Here is a 21,441-nt window from a genome sequence, read left to right on the forward strand (position 1 = left end):
GAGACTCCTTAATTAGCTGGGGGGGCTTCTTTGGCTTCTTTGCCGACCGAATTGAGCAGGAATTTGCCGATCAGGTCTTCGAGCACGAGCGATGACTGGGTGTCGTGGATGGTACTGCCTTCCTTGAGCACCTGATCTTCGCCACCGACGCTGATGCCGATGTACTTCTCGCCCAGCAGGCCGGCGGTGAGAATCGAAGCAGTGGAGTCGGTCGGCAGGTTGTCGACGCTCTGCTCCAACTGCAAGGTGACTCGCCCGGTGTAACTGTCGCGATCCAGATCGATGGCGGTGACCTTGCCGATGGTCACACCCGCCATGGTCACTTTGGCTCTGACCGTAAGACCGGCGATATTGTCGAAATAGGCATAAACTTTGTAGGTGTCGCTCGCAGGGCTCGCAGACAGCCCGCTGACGCGGAGCGCGAGGAGCAACAACGCCAGAATCCCGGCCAGCAGGAACAGGCCGACACCGATTTCCAGGGTGCGGTTTTGCATCAGAAGTCTCCAAACATCAAGGCGGTCAGAATGAAGTCCAGACCCAGGACGGCCAGCGAGGCGTAAACTACGGTCTTGGTCGTGGCGCGACTGATCCCCTCGGACGTGGGCTCGCAGTCATAGCCTTGGAATACGGCGATCCAGGTCACCACGAAGGCGAATACCAGGCTCTTGATCACCCCATTGAGCACGTCGCCGCTGAACGACACGCTGTTCTGCATGTTGGCCCAGAACGAGCCCTCATAGACCCCCAGCCAGTCCACGGCGACCCACGAGCCGCCCCAGATGCCGACCACGCTGAAGATCAGCGCCAGCAACGGCAGGGAAATGAAGCCGGCCCACAGACGTGGCGCGACGATGTACTTGAGCGGATCGACGCCGATCATTTCCAGGCTCGACAACTGCTCGGTCGACTTCATGTTGCCGATTTCCGCCGTCAGCGCCGAGCCGGCACGGCCGGCGAACAGCAGTGCGGTGACCACCGGCCCCAGTTCACGCAGCAGGGTCAGGGCGATCATCTGCCCGACCGCCTGCTCCGAACCGTACTTGGTGAGGATGCTGTAGCCCTGCAGCGACAGCACCATGCCGATGAACACGCCCGACACGGCGATGATCGCCAGCGACAGCACGCCGACCGAGTACAGCTGCTTGACCAGCAGCGAGAAACCACCGCCGATCCCGCCACGCCCCACCAGGGCATGGCCGAGGAACAGGCACGAGCGGCCCAGAACGGCGACGATGTCGATGGCGGCGCGGCCAAACAGACGGATGCGTTCGAGTATGGAAGTGTTGCGCATCAACGCGCCCCCAGCAGATCGGCGCGATAGTCAGGCGCAGGAAAGTGAAATGGCACCGGGCCGTCGGGATCGCCCTTCATGAACTGGCGAATACGCGGGTTATCCGAGCCCATCAGCTCGGCCGGGGTGCCCTGCCCCAGCACCTGACCATCGCCTACGACATAAATGTAGTCGGCGATGCTGGCGGTTTCGGCAAGGTCATGGGACACCACGATACTGGTGATGCCCAGGGCGTCGTTGAGCAGGCGAATCAGGCGCACCAACACGCCCATGGCGATCGGGTCCTGGCCCACGAACGGCTCGTCGTACATGAGAATTTGCGGGTCGAGCGCGATGGCCCGGGCCAGCGCGACACGGCGCTTCATCCCCCCGGACAACTCATCGGGCATCAGGCCAATGGCACCGCGCAGCCCAACGGCCTGCAGCTTCATCAGCACGATATCGCGGATCATTTCCTCGGGCAGCTCGGTGTGCACGCGCAGCGGGAAGGCCACGTTCTCGAACACGTCCAGGTCGGTGAACAGTGCACCGCTCTGGAACAGCACGCCCATCTGCTTGCGCGCGTCGAACAGGTCATTGCGCGACAGGCTCGGCAGATTCTGCCCACCGACCCACACTTCACCTGCCGAAGGGCGCAACTGCGCGCCCATCAGACGCAGCAACGTGGTCTTGCCGCAGCCGGACGGCCCCATGATGCCGGTGACTTTGCCACGAGGAATACGTATGTCGACGTCGTTGAAAATACTGCGCGAACCGCGCTTGAAGGACAGACCCTTCAACTCGACCGCGTAGGCGCTATCCCCACTCATCTAGACTCCTTGCGATACAGCCTCGTCTTCATGGACGCACGCCTTCAGGTGGAAGACACACGCATCCCTGGCGGGCCGGATAGCCGCGAACTATACCACTGCTGGGAGGCCCATCCCAAGGCTATCGCCGGTGTCATTCAGGCCATAGACAGCTTTATAAAGTTTCATGCTGACGATCAAAGGTGAGGGTTTCGTGCATTGCAGCTATAATCGCCGCCTTTCCCGCGAACTCTATTTTCGACCATGAGCAGAACCCTCGAGCTTGTCCAATCCGCCCAGCGCACCTTGCGCCTGGAGCTCGAAGCCGTACAGGGCCTCGAGGCCCGCATCGACGCACGTTTCGTGCGAGCCTGCGAGCTGATCCTGGCCAGCAAGGGCCGCGTCATCGTCCTGGGCATGGGCAAGTCAGGGCATATCGGCAACAAGATCGCCGCCACCCTGGCCAGTACCGGCACTCCGGCGTTCTTCGTTCATCCGGCCGAAGCCAGTCACGGCGACATGGGCATGATCACCCGCGAAGACGTGATCCTGGCCCTGTCCAATTCGGGCACCACGGCCGAGATCCTGACCCTGCTGCCCCTGGTCAAACGTCTGGGCATCCCGCTCATCAGCCTTACCGGCAACCCCGATTCGATCCTGGCCCAGGCCGCCGAGGCCAACCTCGACGCGCGGGTCGAGCACGAAGCTTGCCCGCTCAATCTCGCGCCCACCTCCTCGACCACCGCCGCGTTGGTACTTGGCGACGCCCTGGCCATTGCCCTGCTCGAAGCACGCGGCTTCACCGCCGAAGATTTCGCGTTCTCGCATCCAGGCGGTGCGCTGGGTCGGCGCCTGCTACTGAAAGTCGAGGATGTCATGCATGCCGATGCCAGGCTGCCCCATGTGCAACGCGGCACCCTGCTCAAGGACGCCCTGTTCGAAATGTCGCGCAAGGGCCTGGGCATGACCGTGGTGCTCGAGGCCGACGGAGCCCTGGCCGGGGTGTTCACCGATGGTGACCTGCGGCGGGCCCTGGATCGCAGCATCGATGTTCACACCACGCCCATCGAGCAGGTGATGACCGTGCACGGCAAGACCGTGCAGGCCCAGGCCCTGGCCGCCGAAGCCCTGAAACTCATGGAGCAGCACAAGATCAACGCCCTGGTGGTGACGGACGGCAGTGGCCGCCCGATCGGCGCGCTGAACATGCACGACCTGTTGCGCGCGGGGGTGATGTAATGTCCCACCCATCGCAATCGCCGGTTCGCAGCCCGCAGGAACTGAACCTCGCTACCTGTCGCTGGCTCCAACGCCCTGAGCCCAGGCACGACGTGGCGCCTTGCGCGCCCTCCACGCGGCCCGGTGCCCCCGGATTCGCCAACGCCCACTACCTGTAGAGCCGCACATGCTTAGCAAAAAAGCCAGAAACATTGCGCTGTTCAGCGTGATAGCCGTCTTGTTCGCCGCGGTCGGCTACTGGAACGTCAGCCCGGAAAGCTTTCTCGACGACAAGCCAGTCGCGCAGGTCGATGAGAACGCCATCGACTACTATGCAATCAACGCCCACAGCGTGCAGTTCCTGCCCGACGGCAAACGCCAGTACGAAATGACTGCCGACAGGATCGAACACGTCAAGGTCAGCGAAATGACCCTGGTCAGCAAACCTGACCTGCAGATGTACCGAGGCACGACGTTTCCATGGCATGTGCAAAGCGAACGGGCCGAGGTCAATCCCGATGGCACCGAGGTGGAACTGATAGACTCGGTGCGTATTTCGCGCACCGATGAACAGAACCGCAATACCCTGATCACCAGTACCCGCATGACCGTGTTCCCGCAGAAGCAATATGCGCAGACCGAGCAAGCCGTTAGAATCGACGGCGCCGGTGGGACGACTACGGGTAAAGGAATGAAAGCGTACCTGAAAGACGGCAGGATGGACCTGCTGTCCAACGTAAGAGGACAGTATGAGGCTCGTTAAAACCCTCCCCTTTTTGCTCAGCCTGAGCGCAGCACTGGGAAGCGCGAGCGCTTGGGCCCTGCCGACCGACCGTGACAAGCCGATCCGCATCCAGGCCGACAACGCCCATTTGGATGACAAACAAGGCGTCGCCACCTATACCGGCGATGTGATCATCACCCAAGGTTCGATGATGATCAAAGGCAACACCGTCACCATCACCCGTGCCCAGTCCGGCGACATCGACGTCGTGACCTCGGTGGGCAACCTGGCGTACTTCGAACAGCAGCAGAACGCCGCCAAGCCCGACAAGATGAAAGGCTGGGCCGTGACCATCCAGTACCAGGCGCAGAAAGACCTGGTGGTGCTCACCGACCGCGCCAAGGTCGAGAACGAAGGCAACACCACCGAGGGCGAGAAGATCGTCTACAACACCAAGTCGCAGATCGCCACCGCAGGCCGCGGCGGCAAGGTCACTGCGCCGCGTCAGCGGATCGACATGGTCATTCAGCCGAAGAAGAAGGCCGAGTAAATGGCGACTCTCAAAGCTCAGCACCTGGCCAAGAGCTATAAAGGCCGGCAAGTGGTGCGCGATGTCAGCCTGTCGATCGACAGCGGGCAGATCGTCGGTCTGCTCGGCCCCAACGGGGCGGGCAAGACCACCTGTTTCTACATGATCGTCGGCCTGGTCCAGGCGGACCAGGGTCGCGTCCTGATCGACAGCCTCGACGTCAGCCATCAGCCCATGCATGGCCGCGCCCGCGCAGGCATCGGCTACCTGCCACAGGAAGCCTCGATCTTCCGCAAGCTGTCGGTGGCCGACAACATCATGGCGATCCTCGAGACGCGCAAGGAGCTGGATGCGGAAGGTCGTCGGCAAGAGCTCGAGAGCCTGTTGCAGGAATTCCACATCAGCCATATTCGCGACAACCTTGGCATGAGCCTGTCCGGCGGTGAACGCCGTCGCGTTGAAATCGCCCGAGCACTGGCGACTGCGCCCAAGTTCATCCTGCTCGATGAACCCTTCGCCGGGGTTGACCCGATTTCCGTGGGTGATATCAAGCAGATCATTCATCACCTTAAGGCCAAGGGCATTGGCGTGCTGATCACCGACCACAACGTGCGCGAGACGCTCGACATCTGCGAAACGGCCTATATCGTCAATGATGGTCAACTGATCGCGGAAGGTGATTCGGACACGATTTTGGCCAACGATCTGGTCAAGGAGGTCTACCTGGGCCACGAGTTCCGACTCTGAGCTCAGATGGCAAGGCCCGAAGCCGGGTGTCAAGGGCCTGAATGCGGCTTTAATTGCCATGGCGCTCTAGGCAAATGCGCGCGTTTCAGGCATACAACTTGCTAGACTCGGCGCCGCGGCGCCTTCGTGTAGTGGATGGCGCTTGTGCGCCGGCGAACAAGGTATTTAGCCCCAGCCATGAAACCATCGCTCGTCCTAAAAATGGGCCAGCAACTGACGATGACCCCGCAGTTGCAACAGGCCATCCGTCTGCTTCAGCTTTCTACTCTGGACCTGCAGCAGGAAATTCAGGAAGCCCTGGAATCCAACCCGATGCTCGAGCGCCAGGAAGAAGGCGACGACTTCGACAGCAACGACCCGATGGCCGACAACGCCGAACACAAGCCGGCCGCCGAGACGCAAGACACCTCCTTCCAGGAAACCACCGCGCCCAACGAGAACCTCGAAGACGGCGAGTGGAGCGAGCGAATTCCCAACGAGCTGCCAGTGGACACGGCCTGGGAGGACATCTACCAGACCAGCGCCAGCAGCCTGCCCAGCAGCGACGATGACGAGTGGGACTTCACCACCCGCACCTCCACCGGTGAGAGCCTGCAGAGCCATCTGCTCTGGCAGCTCAATCTGGCACCGATGTCGGACGTCGACCGCATGATCGCCGTGACCCTCATCGACAGCATCAATCCCCAGGGCTATCTGGAAGACAGCCTCGACGAAATCTGCGCAGGCTTCGACCCCGAACTGGATATCGAACTCGATGAAGTCGAAGCGGTTCTGCATCGCATCCAGCAGTTCGAACCGGCCGGTATCGCGGCGCGCAGCCTGAGCGAATGCCTGCTGCTGCAACTGCGCCAGTTGCCCGCTCGCACGCCGTGGATGAGTGAGGCGCAGCGCCTGGTCAGCGATTACATCGACCTGCTCGGCAGCCGCGACTACAGCCAGTTGATGCGGCGCATGAAGCTCAAGGAAGACGAACTGCGTCAGGTCATCGAGCTGGTGCAGAGCCTCAACCCGCGTCCCGGCTCGCAGATCGAGTCGAGCGAGCCCGAGTATGTGGTGCCCGACGTCATCGTGCGCAAGCACAACGAGCGCTGGCTGGTCGAGCTGAACCAGGAAGCGGTGCCGCGCCTGCGGGTCAATGCACAGTACGCCGGTTTCGTCCGTCGCGCCGACACCAGCGCCGACAACACCTTCATGCGCAACCAGTTGCAGGAAGCGCGCTGGTTCATCAAGAGCCTGCAAAGCCGTAATGAAACCCTGATGAAGGTCGCCACCCAGATCGTCGAGCACCAGCGCGGTTTCCTCGATCAGGGCGACGAGGCGATGAAGCCATTGGTGCTGCACGACATCGCCGAAGCGGTAGGCATGCACGAGTCGACCATTTCCCGGGTGACCACGCAGAAATACATGCATACGCCGCGGGGTATCTACGAGCTCAAGTACTTTTTCTCCAGCCACGTCAGCACCGCCGAAGGGGGCGAATGCTCGTCCACGGCGATCCGCGCGATCATCAAGAAACTGGTCGCTGCGGAAAATCAGAAAAAGCCATTGAGTGACAGCAAGATCGCTGGTTTACTGGAAGCACAAGGCATCCAGGTCGCTCGTCGCACCGTCGCCAAATACCGCGAATCTCTGGGCATTGCCCCCTCGAGCGAGCGAAAGCGACTGATGTAGCGGCTGGATGTGCCAACGCGTTCCAGTGGCAGGTGCAACACCTGCCACTTTCTGCACCGGCAATGAAGGAGAAGCTGTATGCAAGTCAACATCAGTGGACACCATGTAGAAGTCACCCCACCGCTGCGCGAGTATGTCGAACAGAAGCTCAAACGTCTGGAGGGTCACTTCGACAAGATCACCAACGTGCAGGTCATCATGAAGGTCGAGAAACTGCAGCAGAAGGTCGAGGCGACCTTGCAGATTCCAGGTGGTGAGGTGGTTGCCAATGCTGAACACGAAGACATGTACGCAGCGATCGACGCCCTGGCCGACAAGCTCGACCGCCAACTGAAAAAACACAAGGAAAAACAGCAAAGCCTGCTGCAAGGCGCAGCGGCCCGCTGACCTCTCTCATCCATGATCCGACTTGAAACCATCCTGACCCCCGGCCGTTCCCTCGCGAACGCGCCGGGCGGCAGTAAGAAGCGCGCCCTGGAAAAGGTCGCCACGGTCATTGCCGAACAGGTTCCAGAATTGGAGATGCAAGACATCTTCGAAAAACTGGTGGCCCGTGAAAAACTCGGTTCCACCGGTTTTGGCAACGGCATCGCCATCCCCCATTGTCGCCTCCCCGGCTGCAGCGTGCCGGTGAGTGCATTGCTGCACCTCGATTCGCCCATCGATTACGACGCCATCGATGGCGCACCGGTCGACCTGTTGTTCGTGCTGCTGGTCCCGGAAGCCGCCACGGATGCCCACCTCGAACTGCTACGCCAGATAGCCAGCATGCTCGATCGCAAGGAAGTGCGCGAACGTCTGCGTGCCGCCAATAGCAATGAGGCCCTGTACCAGGTCGTCCTGGATGTGCAGAACGAGGCCTGAGCATGCGTCTGATCATCGTCAGCGGCCGCTCCGGCTCCGGTAAAAGCACCGCGCTGAACGTGCTCGAAGACCACGGCTATTACTGCATCGACAACCTGCCTGCCGGGTTGTTGCCGCAATTGGCCGAGAAGATCCTGCTCAATACCGAACTGCAACAGCCGAAAGTCGCCGTGTCCATCGATGCCCGCAACTTGCCAGGGCATCTTTCGCGCTTCCCTGCCCTGCTCGAAGAAGCCCGCTCACGGCACATCCAATGTGACGTGCTGTATCTGGACGCTGACGAAGACACCCTGCTCAAACGCTTTTCCGAAACCCGTCGACGCCACCCGCTGACCAACGCCAACCGCTCGCTGGCCGAAGCCATCCGCGACGAAAGCGGCCTGCTCGGCCCCATCGCCGACCTGGCTGACCTGAAAATCGACACTAGCCGTCTCAATCTCTACCAACTGCGCGACTCACTCAAGCTGCGCCTGCTCAACCAGCCCGAGCCCGGCACTGCATTTCTGGTCGAGTCGTTCGGCTTCAAACGCGGCATGCCGGTGGATGCCGACCTGGTGTTCGATGTGCGCTGCTTGCCAAACCCCTACTGGAAGGCCGAGTTGCGCAACCATTCTGGCCTCGAGCAGCCGGTGATCGATTACTTGGCCGCGCAGCCCGACGTCGAAGAAATGTTCCAGGACATTTCCGCCTATCTCATCAAGTGGTTGCCACGCTTCGCCGCCAGCAACCGCGCCTACGTCACCATCGCCATTGGCTGTACCGGCGGCCACCATCGTTCGGTGTACCTCACCGAGCGGCTCGGCCAGTTCCTGCAGCAATCCCTGAAAAACGTCCAGGTCCGCCACCGCGACCTCTAGCCCACAGGATCCACCCTACGATGCCCGCCCGTGAAATCACCATCATCAACAAGCTGGGTCTGCATGCCAGGGCGGCCGCCAAGTTCGTCGGCGTGGCCGGGCGGTTTCCTTGTCAGGTCAGGGTCGGTCGAGCGCCAGACAAGCTGGTCGATGGCAAGAGCATCATGGCAGTGATGATGCTGGCGGCGGGCAAAGGCACCCAGGTACACCTCGACACCGAAGGTGAGCAGGCCGATGACGCCCTGCAGGCATTGGTCGAGCTGATCGACAACAAGTTCGACGAAGGCGAGTAAGGCGACTTCGTCGATCATGTTCAGGACATTGCGGTGTCCATCACCATCATCAGACAAAAGCCGATGCACAATCCAAGACTGGCCAGGCGGTGATGGCCGTTGCTGCGCGATTCAGGAATGATTTCCTGGGTCACCACCAGCAACATCGCCCCCGCCGCGCAGGCCAGTCCCAGCGGCAGTAGCAGCTCAGCGACGTTCACCAGCCAGGCACACAGCACGGCGGCGACCGGCTCGACCAACCCGGACGCGGCGCCGATGGCGAAGGCCTTGAAGCGCGACATCCCCGCCCCTGCCAACACCAGCGCAATCACCAGTCCCTCTGGCACATCCTGCAAGGCGATGCCCATGGCCAGGCTGTCGGCGTCCGGCATGCCACCGCCTGCAGAAACGCCAATGGCCATGCCCTCCGGCACGTTGTGCGCGATGATGGCGATCACGAACAGCCAGATCCGCGCGGCGATCACCGGCTCATCACCGTGGCCGACCAGCGCTTCAGGCGAGGCGCCGGAGACCTTGAGGTCGACCAGGAACAGGCACAGCGCGCCACCCAGCAGACCGGCGCTGACCAACGCACCGGCGCCCCATGGACTGTAACCAATGGCCTGCGCGGCACCGAGCCCCGGGATGATCAATGAGAAGGCGGTGGCCGCCAGCATTACCCCGGCCCCGAAGCCAAGCAGCGTATCGGCAACGGCTACCGGCATGTTGCGGATCACCAGCACCGGTACTGCACCCAGGGCCGTGCCCAGCGCACATAACGCGCCCCCTTCCAGGGCGCGCATCATGCGTGGCTCGAGGTCGAGCCAGGCAATGCCGCGTGCCAGCAACAACGCTGTACCCACCAGCACCAGCAACGTACCCAGCGCCTGCCTGAACAGGCGCACGCTGCTGACCGACATTACCTGTGAGCGCATAGGCAATCAGCTCACTTGGTCGCTTCGAGGTAGCGACGTTCGACTTCTGCCCAGTCGATGACGTTGTAGAAGGCACCGATGTATTCCGGCCGACGATTCTGGTACTTGAGGTAGTAGGCGTGTTCCCAGACGTCCAGTCCGAGAATCGGCGTGTTGCCGTGCATCAACGGACTGTCCTGGTTGCCGCTGCTCTCGACGACCAGTTTTTTCTCCGGTGTGACACTGAGCCAGGCCCAACCGCTGCCGAAACGCGTCAGTGCAGCTTTTGTGAAGGCTTCCTTGAAGGCTTCGAAGCCCCCCAGTTGCTGGTCGATGGCCGCAGCCGACTGACCCTGCGGAGCGCCACCAGCATTGGGCGACATGACCTTCCAGAACAGGCTGTGGTTGGCATGACCACCGCCATGGTTGGTCACCGGGCCTTGCAGGTGTTGCGGCAGTTGCTTGACCGCACCGACCAGTTTTTCCACCGGCCAGTCAGCCCATTCGGTGTTTTCGACCGCGGCGTTGAGGCCGTTGACGTAGGTCTGGTGGTGCTTGGTGTGGTGGATTTCCATGGTCTGCGCATCGATGTGCGGTTCCAGGGCATCGTAGGCGTAGGGCAATGCAGGCAAGGTATGGGACATTTCAATGAATTCCGTAGGCAGGGTGTGCGGAGGTCACGTCGAGCTGCGCTGCCAGTTCGCTGGCTGCAGCGGCGTTGCGATTGAGCAGCCGCTCGGTACGCGGGTATTGGCCATATTCGGCGATGAAATTCAGCAGTTCGGTGTAGGTCCGCGCGCTGTGGCGCAGCGCCGCTTCGCGCAATGCTTGTGGCAAGCGCGCTTCCTGACTGGCCTGGAGCAGGCGTTGGTGTGCCGAACACAGGTAGTCGGCGCTTTCATGGGGCTGATTGAGCCGCAGGTGAAGGTCGGCCAGATTGTGGTGAGCGATGACGAACACCGCCACCGCCTCGTCGACGTCATGCCAGCGCTCGAACAGCACCTGGGCCAGCGCCAACGCCTGGAGGTAGTGTTCCCGGGCATCGACCAGCTCGCCCTGTTCGAACAGGTGGTTGGCCAGTTGCGTGGTACGTTTCCAGTGCTGCATGACGATCTCCTCGATGTGAGGCGGCTCAGATGCCGCCGGCCGTCAGTTTTTCCGGGTCCAACAGGGTTTCCAGCTGGTCGCGCGACAGGTCGGTGTGCTCAAGCGCCACCTCGATGATCGGCCTGCCCTGCTTGTAGGCGGTCTTGGCGATCTCGGCAGCCTTCAGGTAGCCGATGATGGGGTTCAGCGCGGTGACCAGAATCGGGTTGCGCGACAGCGCTTCCTTCAGCTTGGCGTCGTTGACCTTGAAGCTGGCGACGGCCTTGTCGGCCAGCAGGCGGCTGACATTGGCCATCAGTTCGATGCTCTCCAGCAGGTTGCGGGCGATCACCGGCAGCATCACGTTCAACTCGAAGTTGCCCGACTGACCGGCGATGGCGATGGTCGCGTCATTGCCGATCACCTGAGCGGCGACCATGGCGGTCGCTTCCGGAATCACCGGATTGACCTTGCCCGGCATGATCGAGGACCCCGGCTGCAACGCCTCCAGTTCGATTTCGCCAAGCCCGGCCAGCGGACCCGAGTTCATCCAGCGCAGGTCGTTGGCGATCTTGGTCAACGCCACGGCGGCGGTCTTCAGTTGCCCGGACAGCGCCACGGCGGTGTCCTGCGAGCCAATCAGGGCGAACAGGTTGTCACCGGGGGTGAACTCGATGCCGCTGAGCGCGCTCAGTTCGGCCGCGAACCCTGCGGCGAAACGTGGGTGGGCATTGATGCCGGTCCCGACTGCGGTACCCCCTTGGGCCAGAGCCTGCAACGCCGGCAACAGCGCTTGGATGCGGGCCTGGGCAGCCTTGATCTGCGCCGACCAGCCACCGAGTACCTGGCTCATGCGCACCGGCATGGCATCCATGAGGTGGGTGCGGCCGGTCTTGATGTGCTGATGGACCTGCTGCGCCTTGGCATCGATGGTCGCCGTCAGGTGCTGCAGGGCCGGCAACAGTTGCTCGTGCACCGCAAGGGCGGCGCTGACATGGATGGTGGTGGGGATGATGTCGTTGCTGCTTTGCCCGCAGTTGACGTGGTCGTTGGCATTGACCGGGGCGCCCTGGACACGGCTGGCGAGGGTGGCGATGACCTCGTTGGCGTTCATGTTCGAGCTGGTGCCGGAACCGGTCTGGTACACATCCACCGGAAAATGCTGGATGAAATCACCCTCGAGCAGTTGCTCGACCGCCTTGACGATGGCCTGGCCCTGATCCGCGCTGATCTGTTCGAGCTTGACGTTGGCCTTGGCCGCGGCAGCTTTGGCCAGCAACAGTGCGCGAATGAACTGCACCGGCATGCGCTGACCACTGACCGGGAAGTTATCGACCGCGCGTTGGGTCTGGGCGCCATACAGGGCCTGACTCGGCACCTGCAGTTCGCCCATGCTGTCACGCTCGATACGGGTATCACTCATGTTCGAATCCTTGCATCAGTTCTTCGTGGGAGATCGACGGCAGCAACTTGCAGCTGGCCAGTTGCAGGGCGTAGGGCTGCCAGCGCTGGTTGTCCTCGCGGCGGTCGAGGTTGCGCAGGTCGAGCAGCGGCCGCCAGGCCTGATCCAGGCACTGGGAACGCCAGTGCCAGGGCAGCATGCGGTCGCAGGCGGTATCGAGCAGCAGGCGGAACGAGGTCAGCGCCACCGTCCACGGCGAGGTTTCGGTGCAACACACCAGGTAGCGGCCTTCGGCAAGGTAATGCTCGATCAGGCGCGGCTCGTCAGGCTCGATGGCACAGCGGATGCGGCGACTGAGCCAGCGCCAGTTTTCCAGGTAGGGCAATTCGTGGAGGATGGTTTTCATGAACGACATCGGCCAGTTGCTGGGTAATGATATTCATTATTAATTGATAAACGGAATCACTTCAAGTTCCGTTCCTCGAATCTCCGTGATGACCACCTCCTCATTGCGCGCGTGATGGTTTTGCGCGGAGGTCGCAACGCGGTGTTGGGGTGCCCCTCTGCCGCTAGCACGATCGGCATGGTTGTTACACGTGGCATATCCCCCTCTGGACGGCATTTATCACCTGCTTTTGCGGGTTTCCTGGCCTCTCAACGCCAGAACAGGATGCTTCCTGCACGCTTCTCAGACCGTTCCCAGTTTTCAGCTTTGGACGATGCTTCTAAATAGGGTCACTGCCACTTGACGCCACGGACGACCGCTCGGGTCCGTCCTCATTGGAGGCCCGCCCTGTTGAAATCGTCCACAGCAATGACCCTCGAGGTATAGGCATGACGAGCCTGTACAAGATCGCCCTCGGCACCAACCGGCCTAATCAGAAGGAAGTCGGCGTCGGTATCATGCACCCGCCGTGCGAACCCAGTATCCCGCTCTATCCGTTGCGCTACGGGATCGTCGACACGCCGCTCGAACCCAGCATCTTCCCCACCCTCTGCACCGACGGCTATCCCGCCCTTGGCTCAGGCAAAGCCTATGGCCTGCGCTTATTGCGCCCTGGCAGCTACGTCTACCTGTGCTACTTCAAAGACGGGCGCATGTGGACCCAGCACTATCAGGTCACCGAGGACATCCGCTTCGCCCGCATCTGGTGGGACCGCTGCGACGAAACCAATGCCACCCCAGGTCGCCAATGCGTGCCTGAAACCCATCAAGCCAGGCCCTACCTGCAAGCCCCGCAAAGCCATATCGCCGAGCAGGTGTACGTGATGATCAGCGACACGCTGCTCAGCCACCGTGCGCTGTGGGCCATCGAAACCAATCAGGATGGCCTGCGCGACACCCTCGCCGTCAGGCTCGACCCCGCGGCCGGGCCTGAGCAGCCCCATGCCTTCAATGCCGCGCTGGTCGGCAATGCCACCCCGGAACTGGTGCCCAGAGGCTACAGCACGCCCAGGCACTTCGAGTGGAGCGAAACCCAGTTTCCCAACACCGCACCTGACTACAAAGCCATCATCCAGGGCCTCCATGCCGGACTCTACGGACGCCGCGATATCACGCCGCTGGCCGTTGCCCGCCCGATCCCATCGGCATTGCCAGCGAGCTGCATTACCTGGTCAGCAGCGCGGTGGAGCGCAAGACGAAGTATGCCGGCCAGAATGCCCACGCCCTGCAGAGCGCGACGCTCATCAGCAACTACTTCGAGGCCATGCACAAGCAGGCTGCTTATTCCGAAGAGGGAGCCAATGCGCTGATCCGGCAGAAAAAGCTCGTCAAATACACTGACGCCATGGCATTTCCCGCCGAGTACGCCGAGCGCATCAACGCCTTCGATGAAACCATCGCCCTGGCGGTGAACGATGCCATCGCCTGGGTGGCGCTAATGAATCCGGTCAAGCTGCTGGGCAAGGCGCTGCGCTGCTTCGATACCCGCGTGATCCCCACGGCCCGTGCCTATGAGCAGGCGGTTTTCCAGTGTATCGGCGCCCTGGTGCACACCCAGCGCGGCACGCAGATGCTGGCCCAGCTGATCGACATGCCCGTGGACAGCAGCCCCTATTGGCTGGCGCTGACCAATGGCAGTGACCTGCTCCTCGATCGCTTGCGCGACAGTGCCGGGGGGCTGGCCAAGAGCACCTTCCAGGTACTGGACGCCTTCATGGAAGAACATGCCATCACCCCGGCCACCAACGCCCTGATCGGTCTGCTGCAAGCGATACCCGCGGCCAAACGCGCGGACGTGCTGATACCCCGCTTGCGGCATGTGATGGAGATCAGGGCCAACGTCACTCTGGTCCGGTACGAAATGAGCCTGGCAGACCTGCAACGGGCCGCTTATGAGTTCCAGGGCCACCAAAGCCTGGAGGCCGCCAGAGCCCAAGGCTGGAAAGTACCGACGCCGAAGGTCACGCAGTTCGACTTGACCATCCGAATCCCCGTCTATGAATGGGTCAAGATTGGCGAGACCAGCTACCACGAGATCGACATTCCGCCCAAGGATCGACCAGCGCTGCCACCACCACGGGCGATGGAACTGGAGGGGAATCCGTTCATGAATGCGGTGAAACGAATGCGGGAGCCGGCGGGGCATTTGTTTACGGGGTTGGGGGGGTATTTGGCGGTTGTGGGGATGAGGAATGCCTCTAGAGAACTGAGCGCCAATAACGAACCAGTGTCCGCTGTTATTCATTTTGCGGGTGCAGTAAGTGCACTGATAGGGGCGGTTATCGAGATCAGCGCAAGAGCGGTTGCAGTGAGCGCCGCCATGCGCGGGAATGAAACGCTGGCTAATAGCGCGAAAATTTTTTCGGCTAAACGCGGTGTAGCTACTTTCGGTGCTCTCGGAGCGGGCTTGGTGGCTATTTCAGACCTAGTGAAATCAATGCAAGCATTCGACAACAGCAACCGCGCGCAGGGACTCATGTTTCTCGGCTCAGCAATCTCTGCGGGCATCCTCACCATTGCAACCTGGGGAGGCGGCGTGGCTGCGGCCACAGGATTAAGTGGTGCAGGTGCGGTGCTCGTTATGGGACTTGGGATAGCGGGATGGGCCGTCGTAGCACTCCTAGCTACTATCGCGACCTTTGCATTTGCGATGGGTGTCGACATCACAAAGCACGGCCCTGCCGAGATATGGCTCAAACACAGCGCCTGGGGTATCGATCGCAGCCGCTATAGCAACGCAAAAGAATTGGAAGCGGTGTATGGGCTGTACTACCGACCTCGCATCGTTGCGAAATGGGAGCAGCGATCCGGTCACCCGATAGGCACCTTATACATTCATTGCTGGCTCCCTGGAATAGAAGGTGCTCCGGGGGATCGGTTCCAGACTCGACTGTCTTTCCATAGAGGTAACAGATCACTTGAGCGTATCGATGGACCGATCATATATGCCGGTTCCAACCCGCTCGACTACCAACAGGAGTGCTTGATTACCTCTTTAGGATTCAGTGCCGAGGAATGCGGCTGGTCGATTCAGATGCATCAGTTCGCCCACGTCAAACTTGAATATGTATATATTCCTGACCCTACACGCCTGCCTCATCTAATGTTGACACCACTGTGCGCACCTGAACCCCTGATCTTCAAAGCAGGCACTTGGTTAATCGATCCAATCGAATCGGGTATGCTCCAGCCTCTGGTGGGTCCGCTATGAAGCCAGGAATCAAACGCCTGCCTAAGAGCCTTCGCTTTGGCGGAACCAGACTATATAAGGACTGGCCTACTGGCGAAACTGCGCAACCGGATGGTGTGCGAAGGATAAACAGCAGAGCCGTCGAACTTGAAACGTATGCGAATTGGCATCAGCGCGGTGCGTCAGGGGCGCTTGCCATCTCTATAATAGTTACGATTGCTCTATTGCCAGTCATATTTTACATATACGGCATAGAGCGGCTCACATTAGAAACGACAATCAAGATCATCCTATCAGCGGCCACGCTCCCTATGATGGCAGCCATCTTCTACTTCGCCGGCGGCACCCACCGCACGCGCGGTGCCTACATACGCATCCACCGGTTAACGCGCAAGGTCTACATCGTCTTCCCCGGTCAAACGCGCCTTCACACCCTTGACTGGGATCATCTCGAAGTCCTGGCAGGCTACATTCCCATCATGACGCCGACAGGCTTTGTCACCCGACACCCGCTTTATCTTATTGGCGTGGACTACAACATGGACCCACCCTCCGAAATCTGTGCCGCATGCGGAAATCTCGGTGTATTCGACGGTGACCGCTCAGCCAAGTCTCTATTTTCCTATCTCCAGGCCTTCATGGAACACGGTCCCGAAGGATTGCCTAAACCCCCACCCATCCCCCCACGACTAAGCCGTCGAGAGGAAGCACTGCAACCTTACCGTGACTGGTACGCCGGCCTGCGTCGCACGTTGGCAAAACCCTATGGGCTGCTCAAAGCGCCGATAACGATTCCGCTCTGGCTCGGTTGGCTGCTGATCAACGCCTACCCCGACAGCTTCGAAAACTTCATCCAGTACAACGTGCCCTATGCGAAGTTTCCAAAAGAGATCGACACGTTGTGCGGCTTCCGCGACCAGCGCAAGCCGGTGATTCGGGTGAATGGAGAGCGGATCGATTCGTGAGCAGGTACGCCCGCAGTTGATCGAGAAACCCCGGGGCCTGACATCAAAAGCCCCTGCCAGTGTTCAGCACTGGCAGGGGCTCAGGAGGTGCGCTTTGAATGACCGGGCAGCAAGCCCGCTCACCCGGACGAGGCCATCAACTCCCCGCAACCATCATCCGCTCGATCAGCACCGAGCCCGTATGGATATTGCTGCGGGTCTCAACGTCACTGCCGATGGCAACGATCTGCTGGAACATGTCTTTCATGTTGCCGGCAATAGTCACTTCCTGCACGGCGAACTGAATCTCGCCGTTCTCGACCCAGTAGCCGGCCGCGCCGCGTGAGTAATCGCCAGTAACCATGTTCAGGCCGTGGCCCATCAGTTCGGTGACCAGCAGGCCGCGGCCCATGCGGCGGATCAGCGCTGTCTGGTCTTCCACGCCATGGGTGACATAGAGGTTGTGCACACCACCGGAGTTGGCCGTGCTGGGCAGGCCTAGTTTGCGACCCGAGTAGGTGCCGAGAATGTACGACACCAGCTCGCCGTTTTCCACGAACGGCTTGGCGTAAGTCGCAAGACCGTCGCCATCGAAGCCGGCACTGCCCAGGGCACGCGGAATGTGTGGGCGTTCGTCGAGGGTCAGCCAAGTGGGGAACAGGCGCTGGCCGATGCTGCCTTCGAGGAACGACGACTTGCGGTACAGGTTGCCACCGGAAATCGCCGACATGAAATTGCCGAACAGCCCGCCCGCCAATTCTGCCGAGAACAGCACCGGTACTTCGCAAGTAGGCACCGAGCGTGCGCCGAGGCGGCTGGCGGCGCGTTGTGCGGCGCGTTGGCCGATGCTGCGCGGATCGGCCAGCAGATGGCCCTGGCGCTGCACGTCGTACCAGTAGTCGCGCTGCATCTGCCCGTCACCCTCGGCGATCATCACGCAGCTCAGGCTGTGCCGGGTCGATGCGTAGCCGCCGGCGAAGCCGTGGCTGTTGCCGTAGACCCGCACGCCCTGGTGGGTGTTGAGGGTGGTGCCATCGGCGTTGACGATGCGCGGGTCGGCCTCGAACGCGGCCGCTTCACAGGCCAGCGCCTGTGCGATGGCCTGCTCGGGGCTGATATCCCAGGCGTGGTAGAGGTCCAGGTCAGGCACCTCGCGGGCCATCAGTGCGGCATCGGCCAAGCCGGCGCATTCGTCCTCGGAGGTGTGTTTGGCGATGGCCAGGGCCGCGGCGACGGTTTCGCGGATGGCGTCGGCGCCACTGGCCGAGGTGCTCGCCGAGCCCTTGCGCTGCCCCAGGTACAGGGTGATGCCAAAGCCCTGGTCGCGGTTGAATTCGACGGTTTCCACTTCCCGCTGGCGCACGGTGGTAGACAGCCCCTGCTCGAGGGAAACCGCCACTTCGCAGGCACTGGCACCCTGGCGGCGTGCTTCGGCGACGATCGCCTCGACCTGCTCCTGCAACACCGGCAGGTCCTTGGGGCCTACGCTCTGGACTGCACTCATGGTTATCTCCAATCAAATTCTGCGTTCGGCGAAGGCCATTCATAGACCGGGCCGGACAAGCGGCCCCCGACTGGTTATCATGGCGGCGATTTCCTGCGGACTGCCACCATGGTTGATTCATACGACGACGCCTTCGACGGCGAAAAAAGCAAAACTCAGATCAAGCGCGAGCTGCATGCGCTGGTCGAACTGGGCGAGCGCCTGACCACCCTGAAGGCCGATACCCTGGCCCGCCTGCCGTTGACCGACGCCCTGCGCAAGGCCCTGGCCGATGCCAGCAAGCACACCTCGCACATTGCCCGTAAACGGCACATGTCGTTCGTCGGCAAGCTGATGCGCGACCAGGACCTGGACGCGATCAACGCGGTGTTCGAACAGGTCGACACTTCCAGCCGCCAGTACAACGAACGCTTCCACAACCTCGAGCGCTGGCGCGACCGGCTGGTCGACGGCACCGACGAAGACCTCGAGCGCTTCGTCAACGAGTACCCCGACACCGACCGCCAGCACCTGCGCTCGCTGGTGCGCCATGCCCAGCATGAAAAAGCCCGCAACAAGCCGCCGGCGGCGGCGCGCAAGGTGTTCAAGTACATCCGTGACCTCGACGAGCTGCAGCGCGGCCTGCGCTGAGCCCGGCACTGCCCCGCAAGCGGGGGCGCAGACAGCGCCCCCCTAGGGCGTCACTCACGCCCCAGTCCCACCGACGGTAATCGCATCGAGCTTCAGGGTCGGCTGACCGACCCCCACAGGCACCGACTGACCATCCTTGCCGCAGGTACCGACACCACTGTCCAGGGCCAGGTCGTTACCCACCATCGACACACCGCGCATCGCCTCCGGGCCATTGCCGATCAGGGTCGCACCCTTGACCGGAGCGGTGATCTTGCCGTCTTCGATCAGGTACGCCTCGCTGGTGGAGAAGACGAACTTGCCGCTGGTGATGTCCACTTGCCCGCCGCCGAGGTTGGCGCAGTACAGGCCGCGCTTGACCGAGCGAATGATTTCTTCCGGGTCGCTTTCGCCAGCGCGCATGTAGGTGTTGGTCATGCGTGGCATCGGCAGGTGCGCATAGGATTCACGGCGACCGTTACCGGTGACCGCCATGCCCATCAGACGCGCGTTGAGCTTGTCCTGCATGTAGCCCTTGAGCACACCGTTCTCGATCAGCGTGGTGCATTCGGTGGGGGTGCCTTCATCGTCGACGCTGAGCGAACCGCGACGCCCCTCGAGCGTGCCGTCATCGACGATGGTGCACAGCGTGGAGGCCACCTGCTGGCCGATACGCCCGCTGAAGGCCGAGCTGCCCTTGCGGTTGAAATCGCCTTCCAGGCCGTGGCCGACCGCTTCGTGCAGCAGCACCCCTGACCAACCCGACCCCAGCACCACCGGCAAGGTACCGGCAGGCGCCGCCACCGCTTCGAGGTTGACCAGCGCCTGACGCAGCGCCTCGCGGGCATAGCCCATGACTTTTTCTTCGGTGAAATAGCGGTAGTCGGTACGCCCGCCACCACCCTGCCCGCCCCGCTCGCGGCGACCGTTGTGCTCGACGATGACGCTGACGTTGAAGCGCACCAGCGGGCGAACATCCGCAGCCAGGCTACCGTCGCTGGCGGCGACCAGAATGCGTTCCCAGACGCCCGCCAGGCTCACGCTGACCTGCTGGATACGTGGATCGAGTGCACGGGTGGCGGCGTCGACGCGCTTGAGCAGCTCGACCTTCTCGGCGCGCGTCAGTACAGCCAGGGGATTGTCGGCGACGTACAACGCGGTGACGTCCTGGCTGCGGAACGCCTGCACACGACCTTGCTGGCCAGCGCGGGAGATCGAACGCGCAGCGGTGGCGGCCGAGGTCAGGGCTTCGACGTTGATGGCGTTGCTGTAGGCAAAACCGGTCTTCTCGCCGGACTGGGCACGCACGCCCACGCCCTGGTCGAGGTTGAAGCTGCCTTCCTTGACGATGCCGTCTTCCAGAGCCCAGGTTTCCGAGACCTGGCCCTGAAAGTACAGGTCGGCGGCATCGATACCGGGCCCTGCCAGGCCGCCCAGGACGCTTTGCAGGCTGTCCAGGGTCAAACCGCCCGGGGCCAGGAGTTGCTCGCTGACGGTGGATAACATCTGGCTCATAGTCACTCCAAGGTGTGCGCAGGCCGCAAGGCGTCCTGCGAGAAAAAGCGCCGGTGTTCGAACACCGGCATTCGCGTCCGTATCGACGCTTGTTCATCGGCATCGCGCCGCCCCAGCAACACCGCTTCACCGCGCGCCTGCTGGGCGACGATGCGTCCCCAGGGGTCGACGATGGCGGCCTGGCCGTGGGTCTCGCGCGGGCCGGGGTGTATTCCGCCCTGGGCAGCGGCCAGCAGGTAGCACTGGGTTTCGATGGCACGTGCCCGAATCAGCACCTCCCAATGCGCCGCGCCAGTCACCGCGGTGAACGCCGAAGGCGCGCTGATCAGCTCGGCGCCGGCGGCGCGCAAGGCACTGTACAGCTCGGGAAAGCGCAGGTCGTAACAGACCGTCAGCCCTAAGCGTCCCACTGGGGTATCGGCTACCACCACCTGCCCACCCTGGGCGTAATCGTCCGATTCGCGGTAACGGCCGCGGTTATCGCTCACATCGACATCGAACAGGTGCAGCTTGTCGTAACGGGCGACGATCTCGCCGTGGTCATCGATCAGCAGCGAACAGGCACACGCCTTGCCGTCAGGCTGATCGACCGGGGGCAATGGCAAGGTGCCGGCCACGATCCATAACCTGAGGGCGCGGGCGGTGTGTTTCAACCAAGGCAGGATCGGCCCATCGCCCAGCGCTTCGCTGCGGCCAATGGCGGCGGCGTCGCGCCGGCCCATGGCAGCGAAATTCTCTGGCAATACCGCCAGCCGCGCGCCGCCCTCGGCGGCTTGCTGCAACAGACGTGCGGCGCTGTGCAGGTTGGTCAGGACGTCGTCCTGGCTGACCATCTGGATGACCGCGATACTCATGACCGGCTCCTAGGCTC

At 61.9% G+C, this 21,441-nt stretch carries 23 protein-coding genes; 12 read left to right on the forward strand and 11 right to left on the reverse strand.

The features are described 5' to 3' along the window. Positions 1 to 8: 8 nt before the first annotated feature. The 3 genes from mlaD to LK03_RS01570 are packed head-to-tail and all read right to left on the reverse strand — an operon-like array spanning position 9 to position 2,100. The gene (gene mlaD, locus LK03_RS01560) at positions 9 to 494 is read right to left on the reverse strand and encodes an outer membrane lipid asymmetry maintenance protein MlaD (RefSeq protein ID WP_028695182.1); all 486 of its coding nucleotides are present in this window, start codon (positions 492 to 494) and stop codon (positions 9 to 11) included. Further along, complete coding sequence (gene mlaE / locus LK03_RS01565) at positions 494 to 1,291, reverse strand: lipid asymmetry maintenance ABC transporter permease subunit MlaE (protein WP_038410790.1); 798 nt, start codon at positions 1,289 to 1,291, stop codon at positions 494 to 496. Before mlaE ends, mlaD begins: the two co-directional genes overlap by 1 nt. Next, entirely contained in the window at positions 1,291 to 2,100 is an 810-nt protein-coding gene (locus LK03_RS01570; RefSeq protein ID WP_038410791.1) for an ATP-binding cassette domain-containing protein, read from the reverse strand. Before LK03_RS01570 ends, mlaE begins: the two co-directional genes overlap by 1 nt. Positions 2,101 to 2,343: 243 nt before the next feature. Here LK03_RS01570 and LK03_RS01575 point away from each other — a divergent pair, with 243 nt between their 5' ends. The 9 genes from LK03_RS01575 to LK03_RS01615 all read left to right on the forward strand — a co-directional run bounded on the left by LK03_RS01575 (position 2,344) and on the right by LK03_RS01615 (position 8,982). After that, positions 2,344 to 3,318 (forward strand): KpsF/GutQ family sugar-phosphate isomerase, encoded by a 975-nt coding sequence (locus LK03_RS01575; protein ID WP_038410792.1) that lies wholly within the window; start codon positions 2,344 to 2,346, stop codon positions 3,316 to 3,318. Positions 3,319 to 3,484: 166 nt separating this feature from the next. Then, entirely contained in the window at positions 3,485 to 4,060 is a 576-nt protein-coding gene (lptC, locus tag LK03_RS01580) for an LPS export ABC transporter periplasmic protein LptC (RefSeq protein ID WP_038410793.1), read from the forward strand. Beyond that, positions 4,047 to 4,571: a lipopolysaccharide transport periplasmic protein LptA gene (gene lptA / locus LK03_RS01585; RefSeq protein WP_028695177.1), complete on the forward strand. Its 525-nt coding sequence runs from the start codon at positions 4,047 to 4,049 to the stop codon at positions 4,569 to 4,571. Before lptC ends, lptA begins: the two co-directional genes overlap by 14 nt. Then, entirely contained in the window at positions 4,572 to 5,297 is a 726-nt protein-coding gene (gene lptB, locus LK03_RS01590) for an LPS export ABC transporter ATP-binding protein (RefSeq protein WP_038410794.1), read from the forward strand. It begins immediately after the preceding gene. A gap of 177 nt (positions 5,298 to 5,474) precedes the next feature. Next, complete coding sequence (locus LK03_RS01595; RefSeq protein ID WP_038410795.1) at positions 5,475 to 6,968, forward strand: RNA polymerase factor sigma-54; 1,494 nt, start codon at positions 5,475 to 5,477, stop codon at positions 6,966 to 6,968. A 78-nt stretch (positions 6,969 to 7,046) separates the two neighbouring features. After that, positions 7,047 to 7,355 carry a ribosome hibernation-promoting factor, HPF/YfiA family gene (hpf, locus tag LK03_RS01600; protein WP_038410796.1) on the forward strand — a complete coding sequence of 103 codons (309 nt, stop codon included), beginning with the start codon at positions 7,047 to 7,049 and terminating at the stop codon, positions 7,353 to 7,355. A 12-nt stretch (positions 7,356 to 7,367) separates the two neighbouring features. Continuing rightward, on the forward strand, positions 7,368 to 7,832 hold the full coding sequence (ptsN, locus tag LK03_RS01605) for a PTS IIA-like nitrogen regulatory protein PtsN (RefSeq protein WP_038410797.1): 465 nt from the start codon (positions 7,368 to 7,370) through the stop codon (positions 7,830 to 7,832). Positions 7,833 to 7,834: 2 nt separating this feature from the next. Beyond that, positions 7,835 to 8,689, forward strand: a complete 855-nt coding sequence (rapZ, locus tag LK03_RS01610) for an RNase adapter RapZ (protein WP_028695172.1) — start codon at positions 7,835 to 7,837, stop codon at positions 8,687 to 8,689. Between the two features lie 20 nt (positions 8,690 to 8,709). Then, positions 8,710 to 8,982 (forward strand): HPr family phosphocarrier protein, encoded by a 273-nt coding sequence (locus tag LK03_RS01615; RefSeq protein WP_038410798.1) that lies wholly within the window; start codon positions 8,710 to 8,712, stop codon positions 8,980 to 8,982. A gap of 20 nt (positions 8,983 to 9,002) precedes the next feature. Here the strand turns inward: LK03_RS01615 and LK03_RS01620 are convergent, their stop codons facing one another. From LK03_RS01620 to LK03_RS01640, 5 genes are read right to left on the reverse strand one after another with little or no spacing between them, the layout of a single operon-like run. Beyond that, complete coding sequence (locus LK03_RS01620) at positions 9,003 to 9,896, reverse strand: ZIP family metal transporter (protein ID WP_038410799.1); 894 nt, start codon at positions 9,894 to 9,896, stop codon at positions 9,003 to 9,005. Between the two features lie 11 nt (positions 9,897 to 9,907). Further along, positions 9,908 to 10,519: a superoxide dismutase gene (locus LK03_RS01625; protein WP_038410800.1), complete on the reverse strand. Its 612-nt coding sequence runs from the start codon at positions 10,517 to 10,519 to the stop codon at positions 9,908 to 9,910. A gap of 1 nt (position 10,520) precedes the next feature. Next, positions 10,521 to 10,982: a DUF2753 family protein gene (locus tag LK03_RS01630; protein ID WP_028695168.1), complete on the reverse strand. Its 462-nt coding sequence runs from the start codon at positions 10,980 to 10,982 to the stop codon at positions 10,521 to 10,523. A gap of 25 nt (positions 10,983 to 11,007) precedes the next feature. After that, positions 11,008 to 12,384, reverse strand: a complete 1,377-nt coding sequence (locus LK03_RS01635; protein WP_038410801.1) for a class II fumarate hydratase — start codon at positions 12,382 to 12,384, stop codon at positions 11,008 to 11,010. Continuing rightward, on the reverse strand, positions 12,377 to 12,778 hold the full coding sequence (locus tag LK03_RS01640; protein ID WP_156109504.1) for a FagA protein: 402 nt from the start codon (positions 12,776 to 12,778) through the stop codon (positions 12,377 to 12,379). Before LK03_RS01640 ends, LK03_RS01635 begins: the two co-directional genes overlap by 8 nt. Positions 12,779 to 13,197: 419 nt before the next feature. Here LK03_RS01640 and LK03_RS22705 point away from each other — a divergent pair, with 419 nt between their 5' ends. Further along, positions 13,198 to 14,118, forward strand: coding sequence for a toxin VasX (locus LK03_RS22705; protein ID WP_346423484.1), 921 nt, complete (start codon positions 13,198 to 13,200; stop codon positions 14,116 to 14,118). A 2,194-nt stretch (positions 14,119 to 16,312) separates the two neighbouring features. Next, complete coding sequence (locus tag LK03_RS01655; protein WP_156109505.1) at positions 16,313 to 16,963, forward strand: hypothetical protein; 651 nt, start codon at positions 16,313 to 16,315, stop codon at positions 16,961 to 16,963. 136 nt (positions 16,964 to 17,099) lie between these two features. On the opposite strand, the gene pmbA is transcribed toward LK03_RS01655, so the two are convergent. After that, complete coding sequence (gene pmbA / locus LK03_RS01660) at positions 17,100 to 18,446, reverse strand: metalloprotease PmbA (protein WP_038410805.1); 1,347 nt, start codon at positions 18,444 to 18,446, stop codon at positions 17,100 to 17,102. A 108-nt stretch (positions 18,447 to 18,554) separates the two neighbouring features. Between pmbA and yjgA the strand changes: the two genes are divergently transcribed. Further along, positions 18,555 to 19,076, forward strand: a complete 522-nt coding sequence (gene yjgA, locus LK03_RS01665) for a ribosome biogenesis factor YjgA (RefSeq protein WP_038410806.1) — start codon at positions 18,555 to 18,557, stop codon at positions 19,074 to 19,076. 54 nt (positions 19,077 to 19,130) lie between these two features. On the opposite strand, the gene tldD is transcribed toward yjgA, so the two are convergent. After that, on the reverse strand, positions 19,131 to 20,570 hold the full coding sequence (tldD, locus tag LK03_RS01670) for a metalloprotease TldD (protein ID WP_038410807.1): 1,440 nt from the start codon (positions 20,568 to 20,570) through the stop codon (positions 19,131 to 19,133). A gap of 2 nt (positions 20,571 to 20,572) precedes the next feature. Then, entirely contained in the window at positions 20,573 to 21,424 is an 852-nt protein-coding gene (locus LK03_RS01675) for a carbon-nitrogen hydrolase family protein (RefSeq protein ID WP_038410808.1), read from the reverse strand. Positions 21,425 to 21,441 lie beyond the last annotated feature (17 nt).

It is taken from the genome of Pseudomonas cremoricolorata (assembly GCF_000759535.1).
Lineage (GTDB): Bacteria > Pseudomonadota > Gammaproteobacteria > Pseudomonadales > Pseudomonadaceae > Aquipseudomonas > Aquipseudomonas cremoricolorata_A.